This window comes from Micromonospora sp. DT47 (assembly GCF_049844475.1).
GTDB lineage: Bacteria > Actinomycetota > Actinomycetes > Mycobacteriales > Micromonosporaceae > Micromonospora.
In genome coordinates this window covers 60,509-86,256 of record NZ_JBNCLC010000013.1, presented here as the reverse complement: position 1 = coordinate 86,256, position 25,748 = coordinate 60,509, and the positions used below count along the sequence as shown (strand labels likewise).

Here is a 25,748-nt window from a genome sequence, read left to right as displayed (position 1 = left end):
CGGATGCGCGACCGCCCGTACGACATGGTCCTGTTCGGCGCGACCGGCTTCACCGGCGGGCTGACCGCCGAGTACCTGGCCCGGCACGCCCCCGCCGGGCTGCGCTGGGCGCTCGCCGGCCGCAACCCGACCAAGCTGGCCGCGGTCCGCGACCGGCTGGCCGACATCGACCCGGCGCTGGCCGAGCTGCCGCTGTTCACCGCGGACGTCACCGACGCCGCCTCGCTGCAGGCGGTGGCGGAGAGCGCCCGGGTGGTGGCGACCACCGTCGGGCCGTACATCCACCACGGGGAGCCGCTGGTCGCCGCGTGCGCCGCGGCCGGCACCGACTACCTGGACATCACCGGCGAGCCGGAGTTCGTCGACCTGATGTACGTGCGGCACCACGCCGAGGCGGCGCGCACCGGCGCCCGGCTGGTGCACGCCTGCGGCTTCGACTCGATCCCGCACGACCTCGGCGCCTGGTACACCGTGAAGCAGCTGCCGTCGGACGGGCCGATCACCGTCGACGGGTTCGTCCGGGCCGGCGGGAAGATCTCCGCCGGGACGTACCACTCGGCGCTCACCGCCTTCTCCCGGGCCGGAGAGATGAGCCGGGCCGCCAAGGCACGCAAGGCGGTCGAGCCGCGGCCGGAGGGCCGCCGGGTCCGCGCGGTGCCCGGGAAGGTCGGCCGGTCGAAGGAGATCGGCATGTGGGCGGTGCCGCTGCCCACCATCGACCCGCAGGTGGTCCGCCGGTCCGCGGCGGCCCGTCCGGAGTACGGCCCGGACTTCCGCTACCGGCACTTCGCCGCGGTGAAGCGGCTGCCGACGATCCTGGTCGCCGGGGCCGGGATGGCCGGCCTGATCGGCCTGGTGAAGCTGCCCCCGACCCGGCGCTGGCTGCTCGGCCGGCTCACCTCCGGCCAGGGGCCGAGCGCCGAGCAGCGGGCGAAGTCCTGGTTCCGGGTGCGCTTCCTCGGCTCCGGCGGCGACCGGAAGGTGCTGACCGAGGTCTCCGGCGGCGACCCGGGCTACGACGAGACGGCGAAGATGCTCGCCGAGTCCGCGCTCTGCCTGGCGCTGGACGACCTGCCGGCCACCGCCGGGCAGGTCACCCCGGTGACCGCGATGGGCGACGCGCTGCTCGACCGGCTGGTGAAGGCGGGCATGACGTTCCGGGTGCTGGACGCGCCGCGCTGAGCGGAGGGTGCGTGGGGTCGGCGGCTTGACCCTCGACCTGGTTGAGGGGACAGGATCACCGTCGTGGAGAGCGAACTGCGCAGCATCGGCGAGCTGGCCCGGGCCAGCGGCCTGACGGTCAGCGCGCTGCGGTTCTACGACCGCTGCGGGGTGCTGGCCCCGGCGCTGGTGGACCCGGCGACCGGCTACCGCTGGTACGCCGACGAGCAGGTGGCGCCGGCCCGGCTGGTCGCCGGCCTGCGCCGGGTCGGCATGCCGCTGGCCGGGATCGCCGAGGCGCTGCGGCACCGGGGCGAGCCGGCGGTGGTCGGGCGGCTGCTCGACGCGCACCTGCGCCAGCTGGAGAACGGCCTGGCCGACGCTCGCCGTGAACTCTCCCGGATCCGCACCCTGGTCGATCCCGAGGAGAACCCGATGACCACCCGACTCGTGCTGTCCCGCGTGGACCTGGCCGCCGCCGTGGACGCCGTCCGCTTCGCCGTCGGCCACGATCCCGAACTGCCGGTGCTGTCCGCCGTGCTGTTCGACGTCGAGCCGGACGGCGCACAGCTGGTCGCCACCGACCGGCACCGGCTGGCGGTGGCGCGTACCCGGGGAAGGGTGGACGGCCCGGCGGCGCGGGCGGTGGTCCCGGTGGCCGCGGTCGACGAGATCCGCGCGCTGCTCGACACCGGCGTGGGGATCACCCCGGAGACGCACCTGACGGTCGCCAGCACGCAGGTCACCGTCTCCGTCGCCGGCCGCGAGGTCACCACGACCGCCCTGCCGTACGACTTCCCGGACCACCGCCGGCTGCTGCGCCAGGCGGTCGGCGACCCGCCCGGGCGGCAGGTCCCCGTCGACGCGGTCGCCCTGCGCGCCGCGCTGCGCGACAGCGACGCCCCCACCGTCACCCGCGACCACGAGGGCGTACCGCTGGCGGTCACCGTGATGGGACTGGACGACCGGGACGGGTTGCGCCTGCTCGGGCCGGGCGATCTGGCCGGAGACCCCGGCGAGCTGCGGATCGGGGTGAACGGCGGCTACCTGCTCGACGCGCTGGACGCCGCCGGCGGGTCGCAGCTGCTGCTGGAGCTGGACGGCCCGATCGCCCCGCTGGCGATCCGCCGCCCCGATGACGCGGACGCCTTTTCCATCCTGATGCCGATCCGGCTCTGACCGGGCGGCCCACCGCCGGCCCGCGCCCGGCGGCCTCGCACCCACCGCGGTCGCAGCCCACCCCTGCGGCGCCGCGCCCACCGGGTCCTCGCCCCACGCCCCGCGTCGCCACGCCCATCGCGGCGCCGCGCCCACCGGATCCTCGACCCACGCGGGCGCTCGTCCCGGGCAGCCCGCGCGTCGCTCCGGACGGCCCGGCGCGTCATCAGCTGGCCCGCCGACCTGGCCGGCCTCGCGTCGGCCTGCCTGTCGTCACACCCGGTCACCGCCGCCGGCCCGCCGCCCACCTTGCTCGCACGCTTTGCTCTGCTGCCCCGGAGGCAACAGCCACGCTGGGTTGCTGTTGCCTGGGCGGCAGCAGAGCAAAGCGAGAAAAGAGAGTGTCCGGGCGCGGCGCGGCCGGGAGAGGAAAGCGCTGGTCCGGGCAGCACCGGCAGTGACGGCATCCTCCCGATGGGGCCGCCCTCACAAACAGTCACCCGACCCCGGCGACCGGAGCGCGCGACACTGGCGAGGGCGGGCACGCGGGACGGCCGCGAGGCCGGCAGGCGCGACGCCCGCAAGGCCGGGACCCGGCAAGGGCGGGCACGGGCCGGGCATGGGCCATGCCCGGGCCGGGCAGCGGCCGGGACAGCGCGGGGCTGTGCCGCCGCTGCCGCCGGTGTCGACGGCTCCTCCGGGCCGGCCCGGGCGCGGAGGGCCGCGACGGTAGCATCTGGGGGTCCCCCCTGAAGTCCCCGGACGGAGGCGTACGGAGCAGCATGCTCGACATGGAGTTGATCCGGAAGGATCGCGAGGCGGTGGCGACCGCGCTGGCGAAGCGACTGGATCCCGCCGAGGTCAACCGGGCCCTGGACGAGATCCAGCGACTCGACCAGGAACGCCGCGCCCTGATCGGCGAGATCGACGCCGAGCGGCAGCGCCGCAAGGCCGAGGCGCGGGCGTACGCGCAGGCGAAGCGGGCCGGCACCGCGCCGGAGTCCGTGGCGCCGGAGGCCGAGCGCAAGCAGCTCGCCGAGCTGGAGTCCCAGCTGGACGAGGTGCAGGCCCGGCTGCGCGGGGCGATGAGCGAACTGCCCAACCTGCCCGCCGACGACGTCGTGGGGGGCGGCAAGGAAGCCAACCGGGTGGTCAAGACCTTCGGTGAGCCGCCGGCCATCGAGAGGGTCCGCGACCACGTGGAGCTGAGCCGCGCGCTGGGCCTGGTCGACTACGAGCGCGGGGTCAAGCTCGGCGGCTCCGGCTTCTGGATCTACACCGGCCTGGGCGCCCGGCTGGAATGGGCGCTGCTCAACTGGTTCATCGACCAGCACGTCAAGGCCGGCTACGAGTTCCTGCTCCCGCCGCACCTGCTGCTGGACACCGCCGGCTTCGCCGCCGGCCAGTTCCCCAAGTTCTACGACGACGTCTACCACCTGGACAAGGAGTCCGCCCCGCGCGGGCAGTTCCTGCTGCCCACCTCGGAGACGGCGATCCTCGGGGCCTACCAGGACGAGATCCTGGAGACCGCGAAGCTGCCGCTGAAGGCGTTCGCCTACACCCCGTGCTACCGGCGGGAGTCGGCCGGGTCGCACTCGGACGAGCGCGGCACCGTCCGGGGTCACCAGTTCAACAAGGTGGAGATCTTCCAGTTCACCCTGCCGGAGCAAGCGGACACGGCGCTGGAGGAGATGCTCGCCCACGCGGAGAGCCTGGTCGAGGGGCTGGGCCTGCACTACCAGCGCACCCTGCTCTCCGCCGGCGACGCCAGCGCCTCGATGAAGAAGACCCTGGACATCGAGGTCTGGATGCCGAGCACCGGCAAGTACAAGGAGGTGTCGTCGGTCTCCTGGGCCGGCGACTACCAGGCCCGCCGGGCGGCCATCCGCTACCGCGAGCCGGGTAGCAAGCAGACCCGCTTCGTGCACACCCTCAACGGGTCGGCGCTGGCCACCAGCCGGCTCTTCCCGGCCATCCTGGAGCAGTACCAGCAGGCCGACGGTTCGGTGCTGGTGCCGGAGGTGCTCCGCGACCGGCTGGGCACCGACCGGCTCACGCCGGTCCGCTGACCGTCTCGACGGCGGCGGGGTCGGGCTTCCCGGCCTCGCCGCCCTCGTTTCGCGTCATGGTCGGTCGGCGGTGGCAGCGGCGGGTCGGCCCGGCGGACCGCTCCCGGCGCTACCGCCGGTCGGCGGGGCAACGGAGGGCCTGGCCCGCGCCGCCGGACAGTTGGCCGACGAGCGACATGACGCCGAGGCAGGAATATGACTGGCAGTCATATCGCTCGTGACGACATGCGGACGGCCAGGAGGTCACGCACCGTGACAGTTGGACGCGGGCACCGGCAGCGTCAACCGGCCAGCTGATCGACCGCGCCGGCCAGTTGACGCTGCCGGTGCCCGCCTCACCGCGGCGTCATCGCCCACCGGCGGGCGGTCCACCGTGGCGCTGGCCGGACGCCGCCGGCCGCCGGCCGGGGCCCGCCGGGCCAGCACCGCCGCCACCAGCAGCAGCACCAGCAGCGCCACCGCGAGCACCCCGGGGCCGACCGCGTCCAGGGCCGCGACCAGGGCGTGCTGGACCCGGGCCGCGCCGACCACCACCGGGTCGCCGAACGCGTCGTGCCGGCCCTGGGCGAGCCGCACCTCGTACCAGCCCGGCCACCACCCGGCCGCGCAGCGGCGACAGCGACGGCGGGCGGCCGTCCACCCTGTCCGGTCCTCCGGTACGACCGCATCCGCGTCTCCTCTCGGTGGGCGAGCTATTCGGCCTTGGCGAGCCGCAGCGCGAGCTCGGGGCAGACCTTGACCGCCTTCATCGCGCCCTCCTTGAGCCAGGTCGGCACCGGGGTGGGCGGGAAGGCGGGGTATCCGTTGCCGTCCAGCCGGATGAAGTCCGGCACCACGTGCGCGCAGAGCCCGTGCCCGTCACAACGAGACCAGTCCAGGGTGAGCTTCTGCGGGTTGGCGTCGGGCGCCCCGGGCAGGCCCATCACGCCCTTGACCCGCCGCCCGCACCCCTCCCCGGTGGTGTGCAGCCGCAGGTCCTCGGCGAAGACCTCCACCGCGGAGAGCGCGAACCGGGCCGTACCGTCGGGGTGGCTGCACGCGCCGCGGCCCTTGACGTCGCCGGCGGCGGCCCGGACGACCTCCACCGGCGCGCTGCCGGAGACCGCCAGGTCGACCGCGCGGGCCAGGTCGGGCAGACCCATCTTGCACGGGCCGCACTGGCCGGCGGACTCGCCCGCCAGGTAGCGGACCACCTGCGCGGCCTCGCCGAGCGGGCAGGTGTCGTTGGCGAGCGGGACGACGATGCCGGCGCCCAGCGTGCCGCCGACCTTGGTGAGGCCCTTGCGGGACACCTCCGCCCGGTCCGCCGCGTCCTGGGTGATCCACTTGCCGTGGTAGCCGCCCATCAGGATGCCCGGCCCGTCCGGCACCTGGCAGAGGTCGAGGATCTCCCGCAGCGGGGTGCCGGCGGCGCACTCGACCACGGCCGGCCGCCTGGCCGCGCCGGTCACCGTGAGCAGCACCATGCCGGGCTCCTCGTCGGTGCCGAGCGCGGCGTACTCGTACGGGCCGAGCCGGGCGGCGATCGCCAGCTGGGAGTAGGTCTCCGCGTTGGAGAGCAGGGTGGGCAGCCCGCCGACCCCGGAGTCGCTGGAGCGCTTCTTGGTGCCGGGCGGGATGTGCGGCAGCCCGTTGATCCCGTTGACGAGCGCGCCGCCCTCGCCGGAGATGAACCGGTGCGGCACGGTGACGATGCTGGTCGGCACGGGCATCCGGCGCTCCTGGAGGGCCTCGGTCAGCGAGTCCCGGCCGACCATGCCGTCGGCGACGCCGATCACGATCTCCTCGGCGTCCAGCGCGTACGCGGCCAGCGCGGCGCCGTCGAGGATCAGGTGCGGCGCCCGGGCGAGCAGCACCTTGTCCTTCCAGCTGGCCGGCTCGCCCTCGGTGGCGTTGACCACCACCACGGCGGCGAGGTCCTGCCGCTCGCAGGACTCCAGCACCGCCGTGAGCTTGCGGAAGAACGGGAAGCCCGCCCCACCCCTGCCCTTGAGCTGGATGCTCTCGGCCAGCCGGAGCAGGTTGGCCGGCTCCATCGGACCGATCGGGCCGTGCACCTCCTCGTGCGCCATCAGGTCGAGCCGGCCGTACTCGGCGAACCCGGCGGTGAGCCGGGGCTCGCCGACGCAGGCCACCGGGGGCAGCTTGATCCGCATCACCGGGCCTCACCCCGCAGCCCGGCCCAGTACGCCCCGTCGACCGCGTCCGCGTTGGCCCGGCGCCGGCGGCGGTTGTCGCCGGAGGCCCGCAGCGCCCGCCGGGAGGCCAGGTCGACCAGGGTCGGGGTGTCGTCGACGGGCGGGTCGTCGACGACGTAGCGGGCCGGCGGCCGCCAGTAGTCCGGCTCCTCCGGCACGTCCTCCTCGACGCTGTGCCGGCCCGCGCCGCTGCGCGGGGTCGCGAAGATCAGCTCGGCGGAGACGGGCAGCGAGGTCTCCCAGCGGCGCGGGCTGTCCCACGGCTCCTCGGGCTCGCCGCCCCGAGCCCGGGGCGGTGCCGAGTAGCGGGCGACCAGGTCGTCGTCGTCCCGCCGGACCCGCCGGCCGGTGGAGACCGGCGTGATGTCCTCGTCCAGCCGGGCACGGCGACCGGTGGAGACCGGTTCACGCAGCGTGCCGGGCTCGGGCACCACCGGCACGGTGAACCGCTCGGGGTTGCGGCGGCGGGCGCTGCCGGTCGGCGCACTCCACGAAGTGGCGGTCGGCTCGGCCCAGCCGCCCCGGCTCTCCTTCTCCTCGCTCTCGGCCTTCTTCCGGCCGCGGCCGCCGAGCAGCGTCCGGGCCCTGCCCTCCTCGGTCGCCCGGATGGTCATCGCCGTGTTCATCGCCGCGGCCTGGTGCTGTTCCCGGCTGCGCTTGCCGACGTAGACGGAGAACCGGACCATCAGCGCCACCACCACCAGCAGCACGCAGGCCAGGTAGCTCAGCGTCACCCAGGACTTCACCGCCCGGCCGGCGTTGAGGCCGTGGACCAACGCGAACGGCCAGGAGACGTACGCCATGGAGTGCAGCGCTCGCCAGCACCATTTCGGACCGACGCCGGCGAAGCGGACCCGGATGATCCCGGTCCAGAGGACGCTCACCATCAGGAACGCGGCGACCGTGCCGAGGCCGACGTAGAGCCCGCGGCCGCCGACGAACGGCACCACGGCGTCGGTGGGCCCGGCCCGCCCGATGGCGATCTTCGTGATGACGTGGAAGACCAGCCCGGCCACGCCGAGGACGCCGGCGGCCCGGTGCGCGGACTGCAGCAGCACCCGGTGCGGGATCTTCAGCACCAGCCGGTCGGTGGCGAGCAGCCCCATCATCACGGTGAGGCTCAGCGAGACCAGGGCCACCACCCCGGCGAAGAACTCGGTGAAGAAGAAGCCGTAGGCGTACATCGAGCCGCCGGCTCCGGAGAGCTCCACGACCGCCCAGACCAGGGCGAGCGCGGACACGGTCAACAGTGCCATCGTGGACTTCGACGTCGTCCGGACACCACGGCTCGTGGTGGTGGTCCGGACCGTCGCCACCTTCTGGTTCTGCTCTGCCCGGGCCATCTGCTCCTCGATCGTGTCTCACGGCGGCGCCCCCACCGGCCGACCCTGCTCCCTCATCCAGTACGGACGCCCGGCGCGTACGGATCAGTCTGGGTGCCGAATTTCTCGGCCGATCCGTCGAACCGACCCGCCCCGGGACGCGTGTAGCGCCCCGCGCAACGACGTATGTCCATCCGGCTGCAAGAAGCCGTCAGCTGAACCCCTCCCCCGGCACCGCCACCATCCCTCGGCCCGGTTGCCGGCAAATGTCAGGGCCGGCGACGCCCGGGCGGGATTCCCGGCGCGTGCGGCGGGTAACCGGCGGGGTCCGCGCACCGCCGCACCGGGGAGGGACGCCATGGGCACCGCGCCGACCGGACGGGTCGACACAATCATGCTGATCCACGGCCTCTGGATGACACCGCGCAGCTGGGAGGGATGGGCCCGGCGCTTCCGGGCGCTCGGCTTCCGCGTGGTGACGCCGGCCTGGCCCGGGATGGAGGCCGAGGTCGAGGCGCTGCGCCAGGATCCCGCCCCGATCGCCGGGATCACCCTGGACCGGATCATCGACCACCACGCGGAGGTGATCCAGGAGCTGCCGAACCCGCCGATCGTGATGGGGCACTCGTTCGGCGGCCTGGTCGCCCAGGTGCTGCTCGACCGGGGGCACGGCGCGGCCACCGTGGCGATCGCCTCGGCGCCGGTCCAGGGGGTGCTCCGGCTGCCGGTCAGCACCCTGCGGTCGGCGTACCCGGTGCTGCGCAACCCCGTCAACCGGCACCGGGCGGTGCCGTTCACGCCGGAACAGTTCCGGTACGCCTTCGGCAACACCCTGAGCGCGGAGGACTCCGGCCGGGCCTGGCAGCGGTACGCCGTCCCGGCGGCCGGGCACGTGCTCTTCGAGGGGGCGTTCGCCAACCTCGACCCCCGGTCGGCGGCGACGGTGAACACCAGACGCGACGGCCGGGGGCCGCTGCTGCTGATCGCCGGCGGCGAGGACCACGTGGCGCCACCGCAACTGGTCAAGGCGAACGCCGCGCTCTACCAGAAGTCGCGGGCGGTGACCGCGTATCACGGGTTCCCCGGGCGATCCCACTTCACGGTGGGCGAGCCGGGCTGGGAGAAGGTGTCGGACTACGCGCTGGACTGGGCGGTGGAGATGGCCACCACCCGCTCCCCCGCCGTCGTCGGCGACCCGCCCCTCTGGTGACATTCGGCCCTGGCATGGGACGGCGTCCCGGGGGTATGCCTGAGGCATGAGGGCGAGCTTCCGGCTTGGCCGGGTCGCGGGGGTACCCGTCGGGGTCAACTGGAGCGTCCTGGTCATCTTCCTGCTCATCGCGTGGGCGCTGTCGGCCAACCAGTTCCCCCGGTCCTACCCGGGCCGGCCCACCTGGGCGTACGTCCTGGCCGGGCTGGCCGCCGCAGTGGTCTTCTTCCTCGGCCTGCTGGCCCACGAGGTCTCCCACGCGGTGATCGCCAAGCGCAACGGCCTCCAGGTCAAGGGGATCACCCTCTGGCTCCTCGGCGGCGTCGCCGAGCTGCACGGCGAGGCGCGGGACCCGGGCGCGGAGCTGCGCATCGCCGGAGTGGGGCCGCTGGTCAGCCTGCTGCTCGGGTTCTTCTTCGGCGGCATCGCCGTGGTGCTCGCGCTGGCCGGGCAGGAAGGGCTGCTGCTCGGCTCGCTGGCCTGGCTGGCCGGCATCAACGTGCTGCTGGCGGTCTTCAACATCCTGCCGGCCGCGCCGCTGGACGGCGGCCGGCTGCTGCGGGCCGCGGTGTGGAAGGCGACCGGCGACCGGACGAAGGCGTCCGTGGTGGCCGCCCGGGCTGGCTGGATCCTCGGCGCGCTGCTGATCGGGCTCGGCCTCTGGCAGTTCCTGGCCGGCTTCGGGGTGGGCGGGCTCTGGCTGGCGCTGATCGGCTGGTTCCTGATCGGCGCGGCCGGCGTCGAGGGGCGCCAGGCCCGGATGGGCAGCGCGCTGGCCGGGGTCCGGGTCGCCGACGTGATGACGCCGCAGCCGCAGACCGCCTCGGCGGAGATGACCGTGGCCGACTTCGTCGACCACTATCTCTTCGCGTACCGGCACTCGGCGCTGCCGCTGACCGAGGAGGGCCGGCCGGTCGGGCTGGTCACCCTGGACCGGGTCCGCGGCATCCCGGCCGAGCGGCGGGCCACCACCACGCTCGGCGAGGTGGCCTGCCGCGCCGACGAGCTGGTGCTCGCCGGGCCGGAGGACCAGCTCAACGACCTCCTCCCCCGGCTCAGCGAGTGCGCCGACGGCCGCGCCCTGGTGGTCACCGACCAGCGGCTGGTCGGCATCGTCTCGCCCAGCGACATCAGCCGGGCGGTGCAACGCGGCAGCCTGCGCGATCAGCTGGCCGGCGACCGGCACTGACCCCACGCGGGTCCGCCTCAGGCGGCGGCCCGCTCCACCGGGATCCAGAGCTCGGCGTCCGCGTGCGTGCCGTCGGCCGAGATCCGGGTACGGGAGATCTCCGGTCCCGGTCGGCTCCGGTACGGGTTGGACGGGAACCACTGGGTGAAGACGTCCCGCCACAGGTGCTGCACGGCCGCCGGGAACTCGCCGGAGGTCTCGAAGACCGCCCAGGTGCCGGCCGGCACGGCGACGCAGTCCAGGTCCTCCGGCGCGTCGGCGCCGGTCACCACCCCGTGCCAGTAGTCCAGCTCGGTGCCCTCCTCCCGGACGTCCCCGAGCCTGTCGCTGACGTTGACGATCCCCGCCGGCTCCTGGTCCGACAGGGCCTCGATCCGGGCCACGGTCTCCTTCGGAATGCCCCTGATGAACTCCACGATCGCCGGGTTCATCCCCTGGTGCACCAGGGGAACCCGGGCCCGCCTGCCGACCAGCCGGAACTCCGGCTTCTCCACCACGCGGTACCGCATGCTGCCACTCCCTTCGACGACGAGGTGGAAGGAGAGCCGTTGCTGGGAGCGCAGCGCCGCGCCGGTCCGCCGGGCCTCGCCGGGGCCGACCCCGTGCACCGCCCGGAACGCCCGGGTGAACGCCTCGGTCGAGCCGTACCCGTAGCGGACCGCGATGTCGAGGAGCGTCCGCTCGCCGGCCAGCACCTCGCCGGCGGCGACGGTGAGCCGGCGCCGGCGCAGGTACTCCGACAGCGGCATTCCGGCCAGCGCGGAGAAGAGCCGCCGGAGGTGGTACTCCGACGTCACCGCGATCCGCGCCAGCTCGGCCACCTCGATCGGTTGGTCGAGGTGACGTTCTACGTAACCCATGGCTTCGTTGAGCCGCTCCAACACCTGGTCTCCCTCCCGTTTGCCGAGATCCACGCTAGGCAGCCGCGGGCGCCCCGACCCGACATCCGGTGCCCGGTCCGGTCGGGTGGTCAGGGGGCGGGTGGTCAGGGGCGGGGGAAGTAGCGGTCCAGCAGGTCGGTGCGGAACCTGCCGGCCGGGTCCAGCTCGGCCAGCAGGGCGGCGAAGTCGGCGTACCGGGGGAAGGCGGCGGCCACCGCCGCGGGATCCAGCGTGAAGACCTTGCCCCAGTGCGGGCGGGGTGCGAAGGGCGTTAGCCGCTCCTCGACCTCGGCCACCACCGGCAACACCGCCGCCGCGTCGTCGGTCCAGGTGAAGTGGATCGCCAGGCTGTCCCGCCCCTGGTTCGGACTCAGCCAGAGCTCGTCGGCGGCGACCGTGCGCAGCTCGCAGACCTGGAGCACGGCCGCGATCCGGTCCCGCATCCCGTCCAGGGCGGCGAGCGCCCCGGCCGCCGCCACGCGCGGCAGGTGGTACTCGGACTGGAGCTCGTCGCCGCTGCTCGGGGTGAAGTCGAGCCGGAAGTGCGGCAGCCGCTCGTGCCAGGGGCCGGGCTCGCCCAGCTGACGGGTGCAGTGCACCGGGTCGATGCCCGGCACCGGGTGCAGCGGCGTGTCAGCGGCCGTGGTCCCCAGCCAGTCCGCCGGGGGCGGCGGCTGGTCGGCCCGCTGCTTGCGCCACACCTGGTCGACCCGGGACGACCGCCAGGAGGTGAACCCGCTGACGCTGTACGCCGAGGCGAACGCCGCGTCGAGCGCGTCGCGGGGCAGGTCCCGCCGGACGTACTGGCGGATCTCGAGGGCCGGTACCACGTCCAGGGTGACCCGGGTGACCACGCCGAGCGCGCCGAGGGAGACCACCATGCCGGCGAACCGGTCCCCGGCGGCCCGGTCAACGGCGAGCAGGTCGCCGCCGGCCGTGACCAGCTCCAGCCCGGCCACCGCGGCGGCGAGGTTGCGGTTGCCGTCGCCGGAGCCGTGGGTGCCGGTGGCCACCGCGCCGGCCACCGAGATGTGCGGCAGCGAGGCGAGGTTGGCCACGGCCAGCCCCTCGGCGTGCAACCGGGTGGCCAGGTCGCCGTAGCGCAGGCCCGCCGCGACGGTGACCGTGCCGCGGTCCCGGTCGATCTCCACGGTGGGCGGCAGCCCGGCCAGCGAGACCAGGTCGCCGGTGGTGTCGCCGAGCCGGTTGAACGAATGGCCGGTGCCGACCGCGCGGACCCGCTCGCCGCGGGCCACCAGCCGGCGCAGCTCCTCCACGGTGGACGGCCGGTGGAAGCGGCGGGCCGCGTACCCGACGTTGCCGGCCCAGTTGCGGCGCGGGACGCCGGTCACGACGGCTCCCGTTCGGAGGGCTCGGCGGCCAGGGCGGCGTCAAGGGCGTCCAGCGCCTCGTCCACCTGGCGGCTGTCGTAGCCGCGGTTGTCGCGCCGCAGGCCGGCCTGGCGCGCCCGGGTGATCTCCCCGCGGATCGCCCGCCGCCGCGCCGGGTCGCTCGAGACGAGCGCCTCCCGGCCGCGCCGGATGAGCGCGTCGACCGGCTCGGTCCGGTAGCCGCGCAGGCAGATCGTGAAGTCGGGGTCGGGGAAGGCGCCCTGGGGCAGCGCACGGGCGTCGACGAAGCGGTCGCTGGCGTACCGCGCCAGCGCCGCCGCGATCTCCTCCGGCGACTCCCGGATAGGGGCGAGGTCGAGCAGCTCCGCCGCCGGGCGGTCGTCGACCGGGTGCCGGGCGTCCAGGGGCAGGCCGAGGGTCGTACCGGGGGCGGGCACCGCGAGCAGCCTCGGGGCGACCGGGACGCCCGCGCGGGGCGCCGGCTGGTCGAGCACCATCGCGTCCAGCTCCGACCAGCGGACGACACGGTCCAGGCCCGGACGCCGGACGGTCAGCCCGTCGGCGGCGATGACGAACCGGAACGGCCGCAGCGTGCCGACGAGCACCGCGACGCCGAGCCCGATCCCGCCGACCGCCACCACCGTCCGCAGCAGCCCGCCCCCGTCGCCGAGCGTGAGCAGCATGATCCCCGCCAGCACGCAGACCCCGGCCAGCGCCTGCCCACCCCGGTTGCGGTGCAGCTCCACGTGGTACCCCCGTCCGAGAGCGCGGTAGGGAGCATCATCCGGCAGGGTTGTCGTCGGCGTCCACGGGGAATCACGGCTGGATGAGCAGCTACCGCGACCCCACCCTGCACGGTGACGTCCACCCGTCGGAAGAGGAGATCGACCCGACCGGCGTCGGGCCGGAGCCGGCGAGCGCGCCGCCGGGGGCGTACCCGGATCTGACCAACCCGGCGCCGGAGCCCACCCCGGAGCCGGAGCCGAAACCGGTGCCGGTGCCGAAACCACCCCCGCGGGCGACCCCGGCTCGCTGACGATCGTCACCCACCACCTGGGCGGCATCGCCTCGCTGCGCTGACCCACCGCCGGGTCATGCGCCGGCCGATCCGGCGGGCCCGGCCGCGGGCCCGCCGACCGACCTGGCCGGGCCCGACGCGGCCGGCGGCGCAATCGGCTCAGAGCTGCGGCATCACCTCGGCGGCGACCAGCTCCAGGTGGTCCAGGTCGGCGCCGCCGCCCCTTTCATTCCTTGACAGGCATATGAACAGTGGGGCATAGTGTGGTGGTGTCCGTCGACGCCTTCGCCGTCCTGGCCGAACCGACCCGGCGCCGGATCCTCGACGCGCTCCGGCGCTCCGAGTGCAGCGTCGGTGAGCTGGTCGACGCGCTGGGCGTGAGCCAGCCGGCCGTCTCCAAGCACCTCAAGGTGCTCCGGGAGGCCGGCTTCGTCGCCTGCCGCACGGCGGCGCAGCAGCGCATCTACCGCATCGACCTACGCCCGTTCCAGGCCGTGGACGACTGGCTGACGCCGTACCGGCGGATGTGGACGGACAGCCTGGACGCCCTCGAACGCCATCTCGACAAGGAGTGAGCATGGACCGCGACTCGTTCCGCCCCGGCCCCCCCGCACAGGTGGCGGCGGAGCCCGCCGACGACCGGTGGACGCTGCTGTTCGTCCGCGAGCTGCGGCACCCGCCGGAGCAGGTCTGGGCGGCGCTAACCAACCCCGCCCGGCTCGCCGAGTGGGCGCCGTTCCTGGCCAGCCGGGACCTCGGCACCCCCGGCGACGCCGCGCTGAGCACCGTCGACGGGGACGAGGTCACCGAGCAGCCCGCGCGGGTGCTGCGCGCCGAGCGGCCCACGCTGCTCGAGTACACCTGGGGCGAGGACCTGCTCCGCTGGGAGCTGGCCCCGACCGGCGTCGGCACCCGGCTGACCCTGCGGCACACCGTCGCCCACCGGGCGGTGCTGCCGATGGTGGCCGCCGGCTGGCACCTCTGCCTCGACGTGGCCGACCACCTGCTCGCCGGCGACCCGGTCGGCCCGATCAGGGGCACCGAGGCCAAGGACTTCGGCTGGGTCGAGCTGCGCGACGCGTACGCCGAGCGGCTCGGCGACTCCTGAGCCGGCCCGTCACATCCCACCCGACGCCGCGACGTCGGGCAGGGTGATCGCGGTCGCCGCCCGGCGGATCGGCTCGGTCACCCGCCGGATCATCGCCTCCCGCCCGGGCAGGTGCGGCATCAGCCGCAGCATCAGCAGCTGGAACCGGATCTGCGCCGCCGAGCCGAGCACCATCCCCCTGAGATTGCGTTCGGCGAGGTCCTGGTTCGCCTCGACGAACGGGCGCATCCGCCGCTCGTAGTCGGCGAACCCGACGGCCGGGTCGCCGCCCGCCTCCGCCAGGGCGGCCGCCAGCACGTACGCCCCGACCAGGCTCAGGCTGGTGCCCTGCCCGGAGGCGGGCGACGGCCCGTACCCGGCATCGCCGACCAGGGCGATCCGCCCGGTCGACCAGCGGTCCATCCGCACCTGGCTGATCGAGTCGAAGTAGAAGCCCGGGGCGTCGGGCAGCGCGTCGAGCAGGCCGGGCACCTGCCAGCCGAGCCCGGCGAAGGCCTCGGTCAGCAGCGCCCGCTGCCCGGCGACGTCGCGGTGGTCGGGGGCCTCGGCCGGCGACCGGAAGAGGAACAGCGCCCGGGCGTCCGGGGAGCCGGCGGTCCGGTAGACGCCGACGCTGCGCCCCGGGGCCACGTGCATCAGCTCGGTGCGGTCGACGCCGAACTCCCCCGGCACGGTGCAGATTGAGATGTGGTGCCCGAGCGGCCGCAGGTGGGACGACTCCGCCCCGAAGGCCAGCCGGCGCACCGTGGAGTGCAGCCCGTCCGCGCCGACCACCAGGTCGAACGTGCGGCGCGGCGCGCGCGCGAAGACGACCTCCACCCCGTCGGTCGTCGGAGTGAGCGCGGCGATCGAGTCGTCGAAGAGGTATTCCACGTCGACGGTGGCGTCGGCGAGGACCCGGGCCAGGTCCCCCCGCATGATCTCGACGTCGTCGCCCTCCCGGCCGCCGAAGACCCGGGCGTCCATGGTGGCGAGCTGGGCGCCGCGGGAGTCCACGAAGCGGGCCAGCCGCATGTCGGTGTCGTGCCGCCGAACCTGCTCGCCCAGACCCATCCGGTCGACCACGGTCAGGGCGGCGCCCCGGATGTCCACCTTGTAGCCGCCCGCGCGGATCGCCGGGGCGCGCTCGACGACGGTCGGGCGGAAGCCGTGCCGACGCAGCCACCAGGCCAGGGCGGGGCCGGCGATGCCGCCGCCGGAGATCAGAACGTTCGTCATGCCGATGACTGTACGAGCGTGTCAGACGTTTGTGCAAGACGTTTGTCCCACGACTCGGATAGGCTGCCGGCATGGGAAATCGGGAGGACCTGCTCGCCGGCGCCCGGCACTGCCTGATCGAGAAGGGCTACGCGGGCACCACCGCGCGTGACATCGCCACCGCCGCCGGCACCAGCCTGGCCGCCATCGGCTACCACTTCCGCACCACTAGGGCGCTGCTCGACGAGGCGCTCTACCAGGCGATGCAGGAGTGGGGCGAGGAGCTGGAACGGACCCTCGCCGCGAGCGCCGGGGCGGACGCCACCGGGGCGGAGCGGTTCGAGGCGGGGTGGAGCCGAATCATCGAATCGTTCGCCCGGCTGCGCCCGCTCTGGGCCGTCCAGTTCGAACTGATCGCCTCGATGGACCGCTCCCCCGAACTGCGCGAGGCCTTCGCCCCCGCCAACCGCCAGGCCCGGCTGGGGCTGGCCGCGATCTTCCACCGGCTCGACCCGGAGGTGGACGAGGCGAAGGCGCTCGCCCTCGGCGCGTTCTACCAGGCCCTGCTCGGCGGGCTGGCGGCCCAGTCGCTGGTCGACCCGGCGGGCACCCCGTCGGCGGCGGAACTGACCGACGCGCTGCGCACGGTCGCCGAGGAGTTCGCCACCGGCCCGGGGGCGGCTCAGGGCTGAACGAGCTCGAACTCCCGGGCCCGGACCCACCGGATCCCACCCACGGCCGTCTCCCCGTCTCCCCTGGTCATCTCCGCGAGGGTGGTGGTGTGACGGGCGTCGATGCCGTCGGTGTCCCGAGGCCCCGCTGGGCCAGGAAGCGGGTGTACTCCACCCGGTCGTACGGGTTGCCGTCGGTGCGCGGCCGGCGCGGCGGCGCGCCGACCACCGGCCGGTCCCCGTGCGGCTCGGACGACCAGAGCCCCTCCCCGCCGGAGAGGTCCGGCAGCCGGCGCCGCGCCTGCGGCACGAGCCGGGCCGGCAGCTCGCCGGTGACCCGCCAGCTCCCCCGGCCGGGGACGGTCGCGTCGATCCGCGCCGCGAGCCCGGCCAGGTGGCCGGTCACCGGACCCAGCCGGTCGTCGGGCACCTCCACCTCGAACCGGTGGCACGGCTCGTACACCCGGGTGCCGGCGCGGGCCAGGGCCCTGGCGAGCACGTACGGGGTGAGGTCGCGGAAGTCCCCGGCGGTGCTCTCGGGCGCCCAGTACCCACTGCGAGTCAGGGTGACCGTGACGTCGGTGACCGGCCAGCCGTGGACGCCCTGCTCCAGCGCGGAGTGGACGGACTCCTCGATCGCGGTGTGGTACGCCGGCAGCAGCGAACCCCGCTCGACCGCCAGCCGGTAACGCACGCCGCGCCCCGGCTCGACCCGCAGTCCGACGGTGGCCAGGAAGCCGTGCCCGATGATCTCCTCGGCGCTGCCCACCCCGACCGGCCGTTCCCGGTGGACCAGCCGGCTCGGCGCGAGGCACACCTCGACGCCGTGCCGCTCGGCCAGCGTCGCGGCGAGCACCTCCCGTTGCACCTCGCCGTAGAGCAGCACCGCGCTCTCCCCGTCCGGCGTGACCCGGGTCCGGATCAGCGGGTCGGCGTCGGCCAGGGCGAGCAGCGCCGCGTGCAGGGCGGCGGCCTGCTCGGGGCGGGCCGGCCGGACCACCGTCTCCAGGCTGGGCGGCGGGAAGTGCCGGCGGACGTCCAGCCCGGCGACGGTGCCGAGCTGGTCGCCGATGCGCACCACGGGCAGGCCGTGCACCCGGGCGATCCGCCCGGCGGTCAACCGGTCGGCGTCCGGGTCACCGACCACGTCCAGCGCGGTGACCTGGCCCCGGTGGCCGGTCACCCGGCCGTCCGGCTCCCGCCGGTGCACGGTCACCCGCTGCCGGCGGCGCAGCTCACCGCCGTACGAGCGGACGTAGGCGACCTTCTCCCCGCCGGGGTTCCGTTCCACGGCGAAGACCCGGCCGCGCAGCACCGGCTCGGCCGGGGGCGACGGCGGCAGCAGGTGGGCGATGCCGTCCAGCAGGTCGGGTACGCCGGCGCCGGTGACCGCCGAGCCGAACCAGAGCGGGTGCACCACCCCGGCGGCGGTCCGGTCGCGCAGAGCGGCGCGTACCTGCCGGTGGTCGGGGAGCCGCTCCTCGACCAGCGCGGCGAGCAGCCGGTCGTCGTGGTCGGCGAGCGTGGTGGCCCAGCGCGTGACGGTGTCGGGGACGCGGTGGTCGTACCCGAGGAAGGTGGCCGCGGCCGTGCCGGGGTCGCGGACCGTGCCCATCGGCACGACCGCCGGGGTGAGCAGCCGGGTGACGTCCGCGACCAGCTCGTCGACCCGGGCGCCGGTCCGGTCGATCTTGTTGACGAAGAGCAGCGTGGGCAGGCGCAACGCGGTGAGGGTACGCATCAGCAGCCGGCTGTGCGGCTGTACGCCCTCGACCGCGGAGAGCACCAGGACGGCGCCGTCGAGCACGCCGAGCGCCCGCTCGACCTCGGCGACGAAGTCGGCGTGCCCCGGGGTGTCGATCAGGTTGACCCGGCGCCGGCCGACGGTGAACGCGGCCACCGCCGAGCGGATGGTGATGCCGCGCCGGCGCTCGATCTCGCCGGTGTCGGTCCGGGTGGTGCCGGCGTCGACGCTGCCGAGGCGGTCGATGACGCCGGTGTCGAAAAGCAGGCGCTCCGTGAGGCTGGTCTTACCGGCGTCGACGTGCGCCAGGATGCCGATATTGACGGTCTGCATGGGTTGACGGGTCCTCGAAAAATCGCATCCGGATGGGCGGGGCGTTTTCGAGTGCTCGCATTGTCCCTGCTCCCGTCGTCGGTGACAGCCGTCGCGGTCAGGCTGGCACGGCGCCGCCGCCGGGGTCCACCGAATTTCCGGCGGCGTCGGGCCGAGCCGATGCCGCCGGCTCGGCCACACGTACGGCCTGGTGGCGTACGCCGAGGCCTCTCCACCTGCATGAACAGTGCTCCGGGAGGGGTACGGCGTCCTGTCGGCTGCCCGCCACCGGGCGGGTCGCCCGGGTGACTGTGGTCCAGCCGGAAGTGCGCCTGTCCCGGCCGGACACCGGCACCGGGGCCGGAGCGGGCGAGGCGGCCACATTCTCACTCAGGAATTGCGTGGCTGACGGAAATCGATCACCCGTCACCGAATGCGGCCGGCGCCGGGGCGAGGTCGCCGAACAGCGCCGGCGACACCCGACCGTGCCCGAAATCAGCCGTGGAAACACCAAACTGTGTGGCGAGTTCCACAGCCCCCGCTGTCCCGGCTGGTTTTCGGGTTCTGCCCTCGGTAGGTTTCTCAGCCTGACCGTATGACCTCATCAGTGTGACCGATATTGATATCGACAGACGACACGCGAAGATGACTACCGATGGCGCGATCCGCCCCAGGTTTTCGTCGGAGAGGAGATCGTGTCAGCGCTCGCCGTGAAGTCGCTCTATAAAATATTCGGCAGCCGGGAGGACGAGGCGGTAAGGCGCCTCGTTGACGGCGCGCCCCGGGCGGAGGCCCTCGCCGGCCTGTCCGCCACGGCCGCCGTGATCGACGCGAACTTCGAAGTCCGCCCCGGCGAGATCTTCGTGGTGATGGGTCTGTCCGGCTCGGGCAAGTCCACCCTCATCCGGATGCTCAACGGCCTGCTGCGCCCGACGACGGGCAGCGTGCAGGTCGACGGGGTCGAGCTGACCGGGCTGAAGCCCGCCGCGCTGCGCCGACTGCGACGCGAGAAGATCAGCATGGTCTTCCAGCACTTCGCGCTCATGCCACACCGGACGGTGCTGGAGAACGCCGGCTACGCGCTCGAGGTGGCCGGCCTGCCCAAGGCCGAGCGGCGCGAGCGGGCCTTCGACGCGCTGCGGATGGTGGGCCTGGAGGAGTGGGCGGACAAGCTGCCGCACGACCTCTCCGGCGGCATGCGCCAGCGGGTCGGGCTCGCCCGGGCACTGGCCGCGGGCACCGACATCCTGCTGATGGACGAGGCGTTCTCCGCACTGGACCCGCTGATCCGGCGGGAGATCCAGGACCAGCTCCTGGAGCTGCAGGCCGAGCTCGGCAAGACGATCGTCTTCATCACCCACGACCTCAACGAGGCCATGCGGCTGGGCCACCGGATCGCCGTGATGCGGGACGGCCGGATCGTCCAGATCGGCACCGCCGAGGAGATCCTCACCGACCCGGCGAACGACTACGTCGCGCAGTTCGTCGCCGACGTCGACCGCACCCGGATCCTCACCGCCTCGTCGGTGATGGAGAAGCCGCACACCGTGCTGGACGTCAACGTCGGCCCCCGGGTCGCCGCCCGCACGCTGCGGGAGACCCTGACCTCGGTGCTCTACGTGACCGGCCCGGCGAAGCGTTTCCTGGGCACGGTCACCGAGGACGAGATCCTGCGCGCGCTGCGCGAGGGCCGGCAGCGCCTCGACGGGTACGTCTCCACCGAGCGGGTCCGCACCGTCTCGGAGGACACCGCCGTGGCCGACCTCTTCACCGACTGCGCGGAGAGCGTGCACCCCATGGCCGTGCTGGACGACCGGGGCCGGCTGGTCGGGGTCATCCCCCGGATCACCCTGCTCAGCTCGCTGGCCAGCGCGGTGCCCGACGACCCGTCCGCCGGGGACGGTGACGCGGCGCCGGCCGTCGCGACGCCGACCGACGGGCCGGTCGCGGCGACACCGGACGCCGTGGTGGCGGACGACCCCGCCGGGATGGTCGACGTCCCGCTCCACGCGAAGGGAGAGCCGGCATGAGCCGCACCGCGTCGCCGCTCGACGTCACGCTGCCCCGGGTGCCGTTGGGCGCCTGGACCGAGGCCGCCGTCGACTGGGCCACCGACACCCTCGGGCCGTTCTTCGACGGGGTCGCCGCGCTGGTCGACACCCTCGTCCGGCCGTTGACCGAGCTGCTGACCGGCGTACCGGCCCTGGCGGTCGTGCTGGTCTTGGCGGGGCTCGGCTGGTGGCTGCGCGGCTGGAAGTTCGGCCTGGGCACGCTGGTCGGGCTCGGCCTGGTGGCCGGGATGCCGTACTGGGAGGAGACCATGAGCACGCTGGCCCAGGTGCTGGTGGCCAGCCTGCTCTCCCTGGTGCTGGCAATCCCGCTGGGCATCCTCGTCGCGGAGAACCGGCGGGCCTCCGCGGTGGCCCGGCCGGTGCTCGACCTGATGCAGACCATGCCGGCCTTCGTCTACCTGATCCCGGCCATCTTCTTCTTCGGCATCGGCACCGTGCCGGGCGTGCTGGCCACCGTGGTGTTCAGCATGCCGCCCGGGGTACGCCTGACCGAGCTGGGCCTGCGCCAGGTCGACCGGGAGATCGTCGAGGCGGCCGAGTCGTTCGGCGCCCCACCGTGGATGGTGCTGCTCCGGACGAAGCTGCCGCTCGCCCTCCCGACGATCATGACCGGCGTCAACCAGGTCATCATGCTCGCCCTGTCCATGGTGGTCATCGCCGGCATGGTCGGCGCCGGCGGGCTCGGCGACGTGATCATGTTCGCGCTGGCCCAGGTCGAGGTGGGCAGCGGATTCGAGGGCGGCATCGCCGTCGTGGTGCTGGCCGTGGTGCTCGACCGCCTCACCGACTCCATCGGCGACCGCTTCCCGTCCGCGCGGGCGCAACGCCTCGCGCGGGAAGCCTGACCGCCGCAATCCTCGCCGGCACCCCTGTCCCGCTCGATCGCGGGTACCGCCGGCTGCCCGACAACAGGAAAGGACAACCCTGTGTTCAAGTCCCTGACCCGCGTCGTCGCCCTGGCGGCGACCGCCGCCCTGGCGCTGGGCGCCACCGCCGCCTGCGGCGAATCCGCCGACAAGTCGTCCGGCGGCAAGGACAAGAAGATCACCATCGGCTACATGGCGTGGGACGAGGCCATCGCCGCCTCCCACCTCTGGCAGCAGATCCTGGAGAAGGACGGCTACCAGGTCCAGCTGAAGAACCTGGAGGCGGGCCTGGTCTACGGCGGCCTCGCCAGCGGCGACATCGACCTGTTCCTGGACAGCTGGCTGCCCCAGACCCACGCCTCCTACCTCGAGAAGTACGGCGACAAGCTGGACAAGCTCGGCGTCTGGTACGACGACGCCAGCCTCAGCATCGCCGTGCCCAAGTACGTCGATGGTGTCGACTCGCTGGAGGACCTGGCCGCCAAGGCGGGCAGCTTCAATGGTGAGCTGGTCGGCATCGAGCCGGGCGCCGGCCTGACCAAGGCCACCCAGGAGAAGGTGATCCCCGGCTACGGCCTGGACGGCAAGATGAAGCTCAAGACCTCGTCGACCCCGGCGATGCTGGCCGCCCTGGACGGCGCGATCGCCGACAAGAAGCCGATCGCGGTCACCCTCTGGCACCCGCACTGGGCCTACGCCAAGTACGAGCTGAAGGACCTGGCCGACCCGAAGGGCACCCTCGGTGCGGCCGAGCAGGTCAACACCCTGGCCCGCAAGGGGTTCGGGGAGGACTTCCCCGAGGTCACCGCGAAGCTCAAGAAGTTCCAGATGGACGGCGAGCAGCTCGGCACCCTCGAGGACCTGATGTTCAACGTCCACAAGGGCGACGAGGAGAAGGCCGTCGAGGAGTGGCTGAAGGCGAACCCGGACTACCTGGGGACGCTCTCCTGAGCTGATCACCCTTCGGGGCAGCGCTCATCGCGGGCGGCGGGGCCGGACGGCCTCGCCGCCCGCGTCGTACCCGACGGGGTTCGTCCCGTGCCCGCCACCGACGGGACGATGCCCAGGCGATGGTCCTGCGGCAGGGTCCTACCGCGACCGGTCAGCCAGCGGGCGCCCCGCGGCGGCGCCGGCGGACCAGGTGGGCACCCGCACTCACCACGGTCGTCCCGACGCCCATCCCGACCAGGACCATGACCGCTCCCACCGCCCACAGCCCGCTGGCGTCGGTCGCCGCGGCGTGCGCCGCCCAGGCCCCGGTGAAGGCCACGGTCATCACCGGGGCCACGAGCCACGGGCGGAGCCACCACCCCGCCACGGCGGCGAGCAGGGCCAGGGTGAGCACGCAGCCGGCGACCTGCCACGGCTGGTACGGACCCGTGGTCGCGCCGGTCTCCGGGTCGGTGGCGTACCCGGTGTCCCAGCCCAGCCAGGCCCACCAGGTGCCGACGGTCGCCGCCGCGAGGATCAGGGCACCGAGTAGAGCGCGGGTACGCGTCGTCATGGTCACGGCTCGATCCTTCCCGCCCCGGCGCGATCGGGGATGAGCACCCGTACTCACGATCCTTGCGCCGCGGTTCGCCCCACCGCGGTGCCGCGGACCGCCCAGGCCCGCGCCGTGAGCCGGATCGATCCGTCCGGCTCGGCCGGTACGCGGGTGGCGAGCAGATCGCGCAGGGCGGCCCGATCCGGCTCGGCGAGGGACCTGACGTAGCCCGGAGCCGATCCCTGACCACCCAGGAACGGCGTCCAGTAGTCGGCGAAGTCGGCGAAGACCGTCGGTACCTCGACGGGCTGGACCGACACCGTCCGCAGACCGGCATCGCGCCACAGCGCACGCAGCGGTTCCGGTTCGCATACCGAGAAGCGGCGGCCCTCGTCCAGCGCGGCCGCGGACGGGCCGAGTTCGGCGGCCGCGTCCCAGAAGTGCCGCATCATCGCCATGCCCTCGGCGTAGTCCCAGACGTAGGCGGCGGCCACGCCCGCCGGCCGCACGACCCGGGCGAACTCGGCCACGGCGCGCGCCGGATCGGGTACGAAGTTGAGCGCCAACCCGCTGACGACGACGTCGACGCTGCGGTCGGGCAGCGGCAGCGAGCGGGCGTCGCCGACGTGGAACGCCGAGCGGGCGCCGCCGACCCGGGTGCGAGCGTGGGCGACGAACCCTTCGGACCGGTCGACGCCCGCGACGTGCGCCGGCTCCGCCCGGGCGAGGATCGTCGAGGTCAGCGCGCCGGTGCCGCAGCCCACGTCCAGCCAACGCCGACCGGGTGGCACGTCCAGCCAGCGCAGGAACTCCTCCGCGACCGGACGGCTCCACCGGCCCACGTACGCCTCGTAGGCCTCACCGTCGGCCCAGACCTCGTGCCCCATCCGGCGACCATACGGCACCATCGATCCGTAGCGCGGGCACGCGTCGGGGTCGCCGAGCCCGGCATCCGGGAACTATGGTCCTGGATGGAAGGGATGCGCGCACCAACGCCTCCATCTCCCACCCGACAGCACACGGAGGACGAAGCGACCATGGCTGAAGTGTTGTTGTTCCACCACGCGCAGGGACAGACCCCGGGATTCCTCGCGTTCGCCGACGAGCTGCGGGCGGCGGGGCACACTGTGCACACGCCCGACCTCTACGACGGCCGCGCGTTCGACACCCTCGACGAGGGCCTGGCCTACGCGAGAGAGATCGGCTTCGGCGAGATCCTCGAGCGCGGCGTCCGGGCGGCGGACGACCTGCCGCACGAGCTGGTCTACGCCGGCGTCTCCCTCGGGGTGATGCCGGCGCAGAAACTGGCCCAGACCCGACCCGGGGCCCGCGGCGCCCTGCTGTTCGAGTCCTGCCTCCCGCCGTCGGAGTTCGGCGGGCCCTGGCCGGCCGGCGTGCCCGTGCAGATCCACGGGATGGACGCCGACCCCTTCTTCAGCGGCGAGGGTGACGTGGAGGCGGCCCGCGCGCTCGTGGAGTCGGCCGAGCAGGGCGAGCTCTTCCTCTACCCCGGCGACCAGCACCTGTTCGCCGACGCCAGCCTTCCGTCGTACGACAAGGAAGCCGCGGAACTGCTGACCAGGCGGGTGCTCGACTTCCTCAGCGCACGCTGAGGTGGGGCGGGGCGGGGCGGGGCGGGCGGGCCGCACCCCCTCGTGGGCGTCACTGGTCAATTGCGCGGCTATGGGATTGGCAACCGGGACATAGGATCCTGCTCATGAACGTGTCTCGGGTCCGGCTTCTTGCCTGCCTTGTCATGCCGTTCCTGGCAGCCTGCGGCGACGAGCCCTCCGGCCCGGTGACGGCCGCGCCGACGTACACCTGCTGTGAGGCCGGGGACGTCGACAGGCTGTACCAGCCTGGGCAGACCTTGACTGTGCACTGGACGGTCGAATCCCCGGACGAGCCGAGCGGGACCCCACCGCAGGTCGAGTTGACCGCACGCCTGACCGGTCCGTTCGCCACCGTAGGTGACCTCAAGGCCGCGGCGGACGACACCCAGATCGTCTCGGGGCTGGTCACCTTCGCGGCCGCACCGGTTCGACCTTCCGGCACGCCCGACGAACGACCCATCAGCATCATCGTGATCGGTCCCGAGGCCAAGCCGGGGTACTACAACCTGGCCACCTCCTTGGTCGGCGACGACAACACGGCGAGCGGCGGGGGAAGCGTCGTCCGGGTAGTGCCCAGGACCTGAACCTCTCCGCTCGTGTCCCCCGTGTGCGTCGTCGTGGGCGACCCAAACCGGCGTGGGGATTAGAAGAAGGTCACGGATGGCTGGTCAGGCGGCTGCGCCCCTGGTCAACCCGTCCGTCGTTGTCGGCCAGCGTCGGCACTTGCGGGCGGTCTTGGCTGTACGGATGGCTGTACAGTCCCGGGCGTGGGCATGGCCGTGGATCTGCTTCTCGGGACGGCCGGGCCGGATGCGCCGCCCTCACTGGAGCGGTTCGCGCCGGAGGTCGCAGAGGTGCTCGGCGTCGAACTCGTCGAAGTGCCCAGCAGCCGGCGGACTTTCTCTGGTCAGAGCGAGGAAATATCGGGCGAGAGATCGAGGCGCTGCCTCCGTGAGTTGGCCAGGCAGGAGGAGTTTCGGGAGCAGCACGCCGGGCTGGTCGTGGAGCGGCAGGGGGATCCCCGGTTCGTCCAGCGGCTGCGCGGCCGGGACGGTAGCGCGATTCTCACCTGGGACGGGGAGTCCGAGCTGGGCCGGGAGATGCGGGCGACTCGGTGCCAC

General features: G+C 73.8%; 24 protein-coding genes. 14 read left to right on the top strand and 10 right to left on the bottom strand.

Translation table 11 applies throughout. The features are described 5' to 3' along the window. Positions 1-3 precede the first annotated feature (3 nt). The 3 genes from ACLQ2U_RS20405 (at position 4) to serS (ending at position 4,388) form a co-directional block, all read left to right on the top strand. Positions 4-1,182, top strand: coding sequence for a saccharopine dehydrogenase family protein (locus ACLQ2U_RS20405; protein ID WP_425752295.1), 1,179 nt, complete (start codon positions 4-6; stop codon positions 1,180-1,182). A 75-nt stretch (positions 1,183-1,257) separates the two neighbouring features. Beyond that, positions 1,258-2,340 carry a MerR family transcriptional regulator gene (locus ACLQ2U_RS20400; RefSeq protein ID WP_425752356.1) on the top strand — a complete coding sequence of 361 codons (1,083 nt, stop codon included), beginning with the start codon at positions 1,258-1,260 and terminating at the stop codon, positions 2,338-2,340. 761 nt (positions 2,341-3,101) lie between these two features. Further along, positions 3,102-4,388 carry a serine--tRNA ligase gene (gene serS, locus ACLQ2U_RS20395; protein ID WP_425752294.1) on the top strand — a complete coding sequence of 429 codons (1,287 nt, stop codon included), beginning with the start codon at positions 3,102-3,104 and terminating at the stop codon, positions 4,386-4,388. A 243-nt stretch (positions 4,389-4,631) separates the two neighbouring features. Here the strand turns inward: serS and ACLQ2U_RS20390 are convergent, their stop codons facing one another. From ACLQ2U_RS20390 to ACLQ2U_RS20380, 3 genes are all read right to left on the bottom strand, one after another. After that, positions 4,632-4,964 (bottom strand): hypothetical protein, encoded by a 333-nt coding sequence (locus ACLQ2U_RS20390; protein WP_425752293.1) that lies wholly within the window; start codon positions 4,962-4,964, stop codon positions 4,632-4,634. 116 nt (positions 4,965-5,080) lie between these two features. Next, positions 5,081-6,544: an NADH-ubiquinone oxidoreductase-F iron-sulfur binding region domain-containing protein gene (locus ACLQ2U_RS20385; RefSeq protein ID WP_425752354.1), complete on the bottom strand. Its 1,464-nt coding sequence runs from the start codon at positions 6,542-6,544 to the stop codon at positions 5,081-5,083. Further along, positions 6,544-7,929, bottom strand: a complete 1,386-nt coding sequence (locus ACLQ2U_RS20380) for a ferric reductase-like transmembrane domain-containing protein (RefSeq protein WP_425752292.1) — start codon at positions 7,927-7,929, stop codon at positions 6,544-6,546. The genes ACLQ2U_RS20385 and ACLQ2U_RS20380 overlap by 1 nt, the downstream gene beginning before the upstream one ends. A gap of 337 nt (positions 7,930-8,266) precedes the next feature. Here ACLQ2U_RS20380 and ACLQ2U_RS20375 point away from each other — a divergent pair, with 337 nt between their 5' ends. Both ACLQ2U_RS20375 and ACLQ2U_RS20370 read left to right on the top strand, forming a co-directional pair. Further along, entirely contained in the window at positions 8,267-9,118 is an 852-nt protein-coding gene (locus ACLQ2U_RS20375; protein ID WP_425752291.1) for an alpha/beta hydrolase, read from the top strand. Positions 9,119-9,164: 46 nt separating this feature from the next. Further along, positions 9,165-10,307, top strand: coding sequence for a site-2 protease family protein (locus ACLQ2U_RS20370; protein ID WP_425752290.1), 1,143 nt, complete (start codon positions 9,165-9,167; stop codon positions 10,305-10,307). A gap of 17 nt (positions 10,308-10,324) precedes the next feature. Here the strand turns inward: ACLQ2U_RS20370 and ACLQ2U_RS20365 are convergent, their stop codons facing one another. The 3 genes from ACLQ2U_RS20365 to ACLQ2U_RS20355 all read right to left on the bottom strand — a co-directional run bounded on the left by ACLQ2U_RS20365 (position 10,325) and on the right by ACLQ2U_RS20355 (position 13,286). Beyond that, entirely contained in the window at positions 10,325-11,191 is an 867-nt protein-coding gene (locus ACLQ2U_RS20365; RefSeq protein ID WP_425752289.1) for an AraC family transcriptional regulator, read from the bottom strand. A gap of 101 nt (positions 11,192-11,292) precedes the next feature. Then, on the bottom strand, positions 11,293-12,540 hold the full coding sequence (locus ACLQ2U_RS20360; RefSeq protein ID WP_425752288.1) for an FAD-binding protein: 1,248 nt from the start codon (positions 12,538-12,540) through the stop codon (positions 11,293-11,295). After that, positions 12,537-13,286 (bottom strand): hypothetical protein, encoded by a 750-nt coding sequence (locus ACLQ2U_RS20355; RefSeq protein ID WP_425752287.1) that lies wholly within the window; start codon positions 13,284-13,286, stop codon positions 12,537-12,539. Before ACLQ2U_RS20355 ends, ACLQ2U_RS20360 begins: the two co-directional genes overlap by 4 nt. Before the next feature lie 80 nt (positions 13,287-13,366). Between ACLQ2U_RS20355 and ACLQ2U_RS20350 the strand changes: the two genes are divergently transcribed. The 3 genes from ACLQ2U_RS20350 to ACLQ2U_RS20340 all read left to right on the top strand — a co-directional run bounded on the left by ACLQ2U_RS20350 (position 13,367) and on the right by ACLQ2U_RS20340 (position 14,666). Beyond that, complete coding sequence (locus ACLQ2U_RS20350) at positions 13,367-13,576, top strand: hypothetical protein (protein ID WP_425752286.1); 210 nt, start codon at positions 13,367-13,369, stop codon at positions 13,574-13,576. Between the two features lie 251 nt (positions 13,577-13,827). Continuing rightward, positions 13,828-14,133, top strand: coding sequence for an ArsR/SmtB family transcription factor (locus ACLQ2U_RS20345; protein WP_425752285.1), 306 nt, complete (start codon positions 13,828-13,830; stop codon positions 14,131-14,133). 2 nt (positions 14,134-14,135) lie between these two features. Next, positions 14,136-14,666, top strand: coding sequence for an SRPBCC family protein (locus ACLQ2U_RS20340; protein ID WP_425752284.1), 531 nt, complete (start codon positions 14,136-14,138; stop codon positions 14,664-14,666). Positions 14,667-14,675: 9 nt separating this feature from the next. Here ACLQ2U_RS20340 and ACLQ2U_RS20335 read toward each other — a convergent pair whose 3' ends face one another. After that, positions 14,676-15,884, bottom strand: a complete 1,209-nt coding sequence (locus ACLQ2U_RS20335) for an FAD-dependent monooxygenase (RefSeq protein ID WP_425752283.1) — start codon at positions 15,882-15,884, stop codon at positions 14,676-14,678. 71 nt (positions 15,885-15,955) lie between these two features. Between ACLQ2U_RS20335 and ACLQ2U_RS20330 the strand changes: the two genes are divergently transcribed. Then, positions 15,956-16,555, top strand: a complete 600-nt coding sequence (locus ACLQ2U_RS20330) for a TetR/AcrR family transcriptional regulator (RefSeq protein ID WP_425752282.1) — start codon at positions 15,956-15,958, stop codon at positions 16,553-16,555. Positions 16,556-16,622: 67 nt separating this feature from the next. Here ACLQ2U_RS20330 and ACLQ2U_RS20325 read toward each other — a convergent pair whose 3' ends face one another. Next, positions 16,623-18,611, bottom strand: a complete 1,989-nt coding sequence (locus ACLQ2U_RS20325; protein ID WP_425752281.1) for a GTP-binding protein — start codon at positions 18,609-18,611, stop codon at positions 16,623-16,625. Positions 18,612-19,285: 674 nt separating this feature from the next. Here ACLQ2U_RS20325 and ACLQ2U_RS20320 point away from each other — a divergent pair. The 3 genes from ACLQ2U_RS20320 (at position 19,286) to ACLQ2U_RS20310 (ending at position 22,479) form a co-directional block, all read left to right on the top strand. Beyond that, on the top strand, positions 19,286-20,620 hold the full coding sequence (locus ACLQ2U_RS20320; protein WP_425752280.1) for a quaternary amine ABC transporter ATP-binding protein: 1,335 nt from the start codon (positions 19,286-19,288) through the stop codon (positions 20,618-20,620). After that, the gene (locus ACLQ2U_RS20315) at positions 20,617-21,507 is read left to right on the top strand and encodes an ABC transporter permease (protein WP_425752279.1); all 891 of its coding nucleotides are present in this window, start codon (positions 20,617-20,619) and stop codon (positions 21,505-21,507) included. The genes ACLQ2U_RS20320 and ACLQ2U_RS20315 overlap by 4 nt, the downstream gene beginning before the upstream one ends. An 81-nt stretch (positions 21,508-21,588) precedes the next feature. Further along, entirely contained in the window at positions 21,589-22,479 is an 891-nt protein-coding gene (locus tag ACLQ2U_RS20310; RefSeq protein WP_425752278.1) for a glycine betaine ABC transporter substrate-binding protein, read from the top strand. A gap of 151 nt (positions 22,480-22,630) precedes the next feature. On the opposite strand, the gene ACLQ2U_RS20305 is transcribed toward ACLQ2U_RS20310, so the two are convergent. Both ACLQ2U_RS20305 and ACLQ2U_RS20300 read right to left on the bottom strand, forming a co-directional pair. Beyond that, complete coding sequence (locus ACLQ2U_RS20305) at positions 22,631-23,032, bottom strand: hypothetical protein (RefSeq protein WP_425752353.1); 402 nt, start codon at positions 23,030-23,032, stop codon at positions 22,631-22,633. A 53-nt stretch (positions 23,033-23,085) separates the two neighbouring features. Next, a complete protein-coding gene (locus ACLQ2U_RS20300) occupies positions 23,086-23,901 on the bottom strand; it encodes a class I SAM-dependent methyltransferase (protein ID WP_425752277.1) in 816 nt (271 codons plus the stop codon). A 150-nt stretch (positions 23,902-24,051) separates the two neighbouring features. Between ACLQ2U_RS20300 and ACLQ2U_RS20295 the strand changes: the two genes are divergently transcribed. Together ACLQ2U_RS20295 and ACLQ2U_RS20290 are read left to right on the top strand one after the other, a co-directional pair. Beyond that, entirely contained in the window at positions 24,052-24,627 is a 576-nt protein-coding gene (locus tag ACLQ2U_RS20295; protein ID WP_425752276.1) for a dienelactone hydrolase family protein, read from the top strand. Between the two features lie 104 nt (positions 24,628-24,731). Then, entirely contained in the window at positions 24,732-25,211 is a 480-nt protein-coding gene (locus ACLQ2U_RS20290) for a hypothetical protein (RefSeq protein WP_425752275.1), read from the top strand. The last annotated feature ends 537 nt before the right edge of the window (positions 25,212-25,748 follow it).

Excerpts from the sequence above, each read along its gene's own strand:
- ACLQ2U_RS20335 (WP_425752283.1), bottom strand. The coding sequence starts at position 15,884 with ATGACGAACGTTCTGATCTCCGGCGGCGGCATCGCCGGCCCCGCCCTG.
- ACLQ2U_RS20405 (WP_425752295.1), top strand. The coding sequence starts at position 4 with ATGCGCGACCGCCCGTACGACATGGTCCTGTTCGGCGCGACCGGCTTC.
- ACLQ2U_RS20300 (WP_425752277.1), bottom strand. The coding sequence starts at position 23,901 with ATGGGGCACGAGGTCTGGGCCGACGGTGAGGCCTACGAGGCGTACGTG.
- ACLQ2U_RS20375 (WP_425752291.1), top strand. The coding sequence starts at position 8,267 with ATGGGCACCGCGCCGACCGGACGGGTCGACACAATCATGCTGATCCAC.
- ACLQ2U_RS20295 (WP_425752276.1), top strand. The coding sequence starts at position 24,052 with ATGGCTGAAGTGTTGTTGTTCCACCACGCGCAGGGACAGACCCCGGGA.
- ACLQ2U_RS20315 (WP_425752279.1), top strand. The coding sequence starts at position 20,617 with ATGAGCCGCACCGCGTCGCCGCTCGACGTCACGCTGCCCCGGGTGCCG.
- ACLQ2U_RS20370 (WP_425752290.1), top strand. The coding sequence starts at position 9,165 with ATGAGGGCGAGCTTCCGGCTTGGCCGGGTCGCGGGGGTACCCGTCGGG.
- ACLQ2U_RS20350 (WP_425752286.1), top strand. The coding sequence starts at position 13,367 with ATGAGCAGCTACCGCGACCCCACCCTGCACGGTGACGTCCACCCGTCG.
- ACLQ2U_RS20340 (WP_425752284.1), top strand. The coding sequence starts at position 14,136 with ATGGACCGCGACTCGTTCCGCCCCGGCCCCCCCGCACAGGTGGCGGCG.
- ACLQ2U_RS20380 (WP_425752292.1), bottom strand. The coding sequence starts at position 7,929 with ATGGCCCGGGCAGAGCAGAACCAGAAGGTGGCGACGGTCCGGACCACC.
- ACLQ2U_RS20330 (WP_425752282.1), top strand. The coding sequence starts at position 15,956 with ATGGGAAATCGGGAGGACCTGCTCGCCGGCGCCCGGCACTGCCTGATC.
- serS (WP_425752294.1), top strand. The coding sequence starts at position 3,102 with ATGCTCGACATGGAGTTGATCCGGAAGGATCGCGAGGCGGTGGCGACC.
- ACLQ2U_RS20305 (WP_425752353.1), bottom strand. The coding sequence starts at position 23,032 with ATGACGACGCGTACCCGCGCTCTACTCGGTGCCCTGATCCTCGCGGCG.
- ACLQ2U_RS20325 (WP_425752281.1), bottom strand. The coding sequence starts at position 18,611 with ATGCAGACCGTCAATATCGGCATCCTGGCGCACGTCGACGCCGGTAAG.
- ACLQ2U_RS20290 (WP_425752275.1), top strand. The coding sequence starts at position 24,732 with ATGAACGTGTCTCGGGTCCGGCTTCTTGCCTGCCTTGTCATGCCGTTC.
- ACLQ2U_RS20385 (WP_425752354.1), bottom strand. The coding sequence starts at position 6,544 with ATGCGGATCAAGCTGCCCCCGGTGGCCTGCGTCGGCGAGCCCCGGCTC.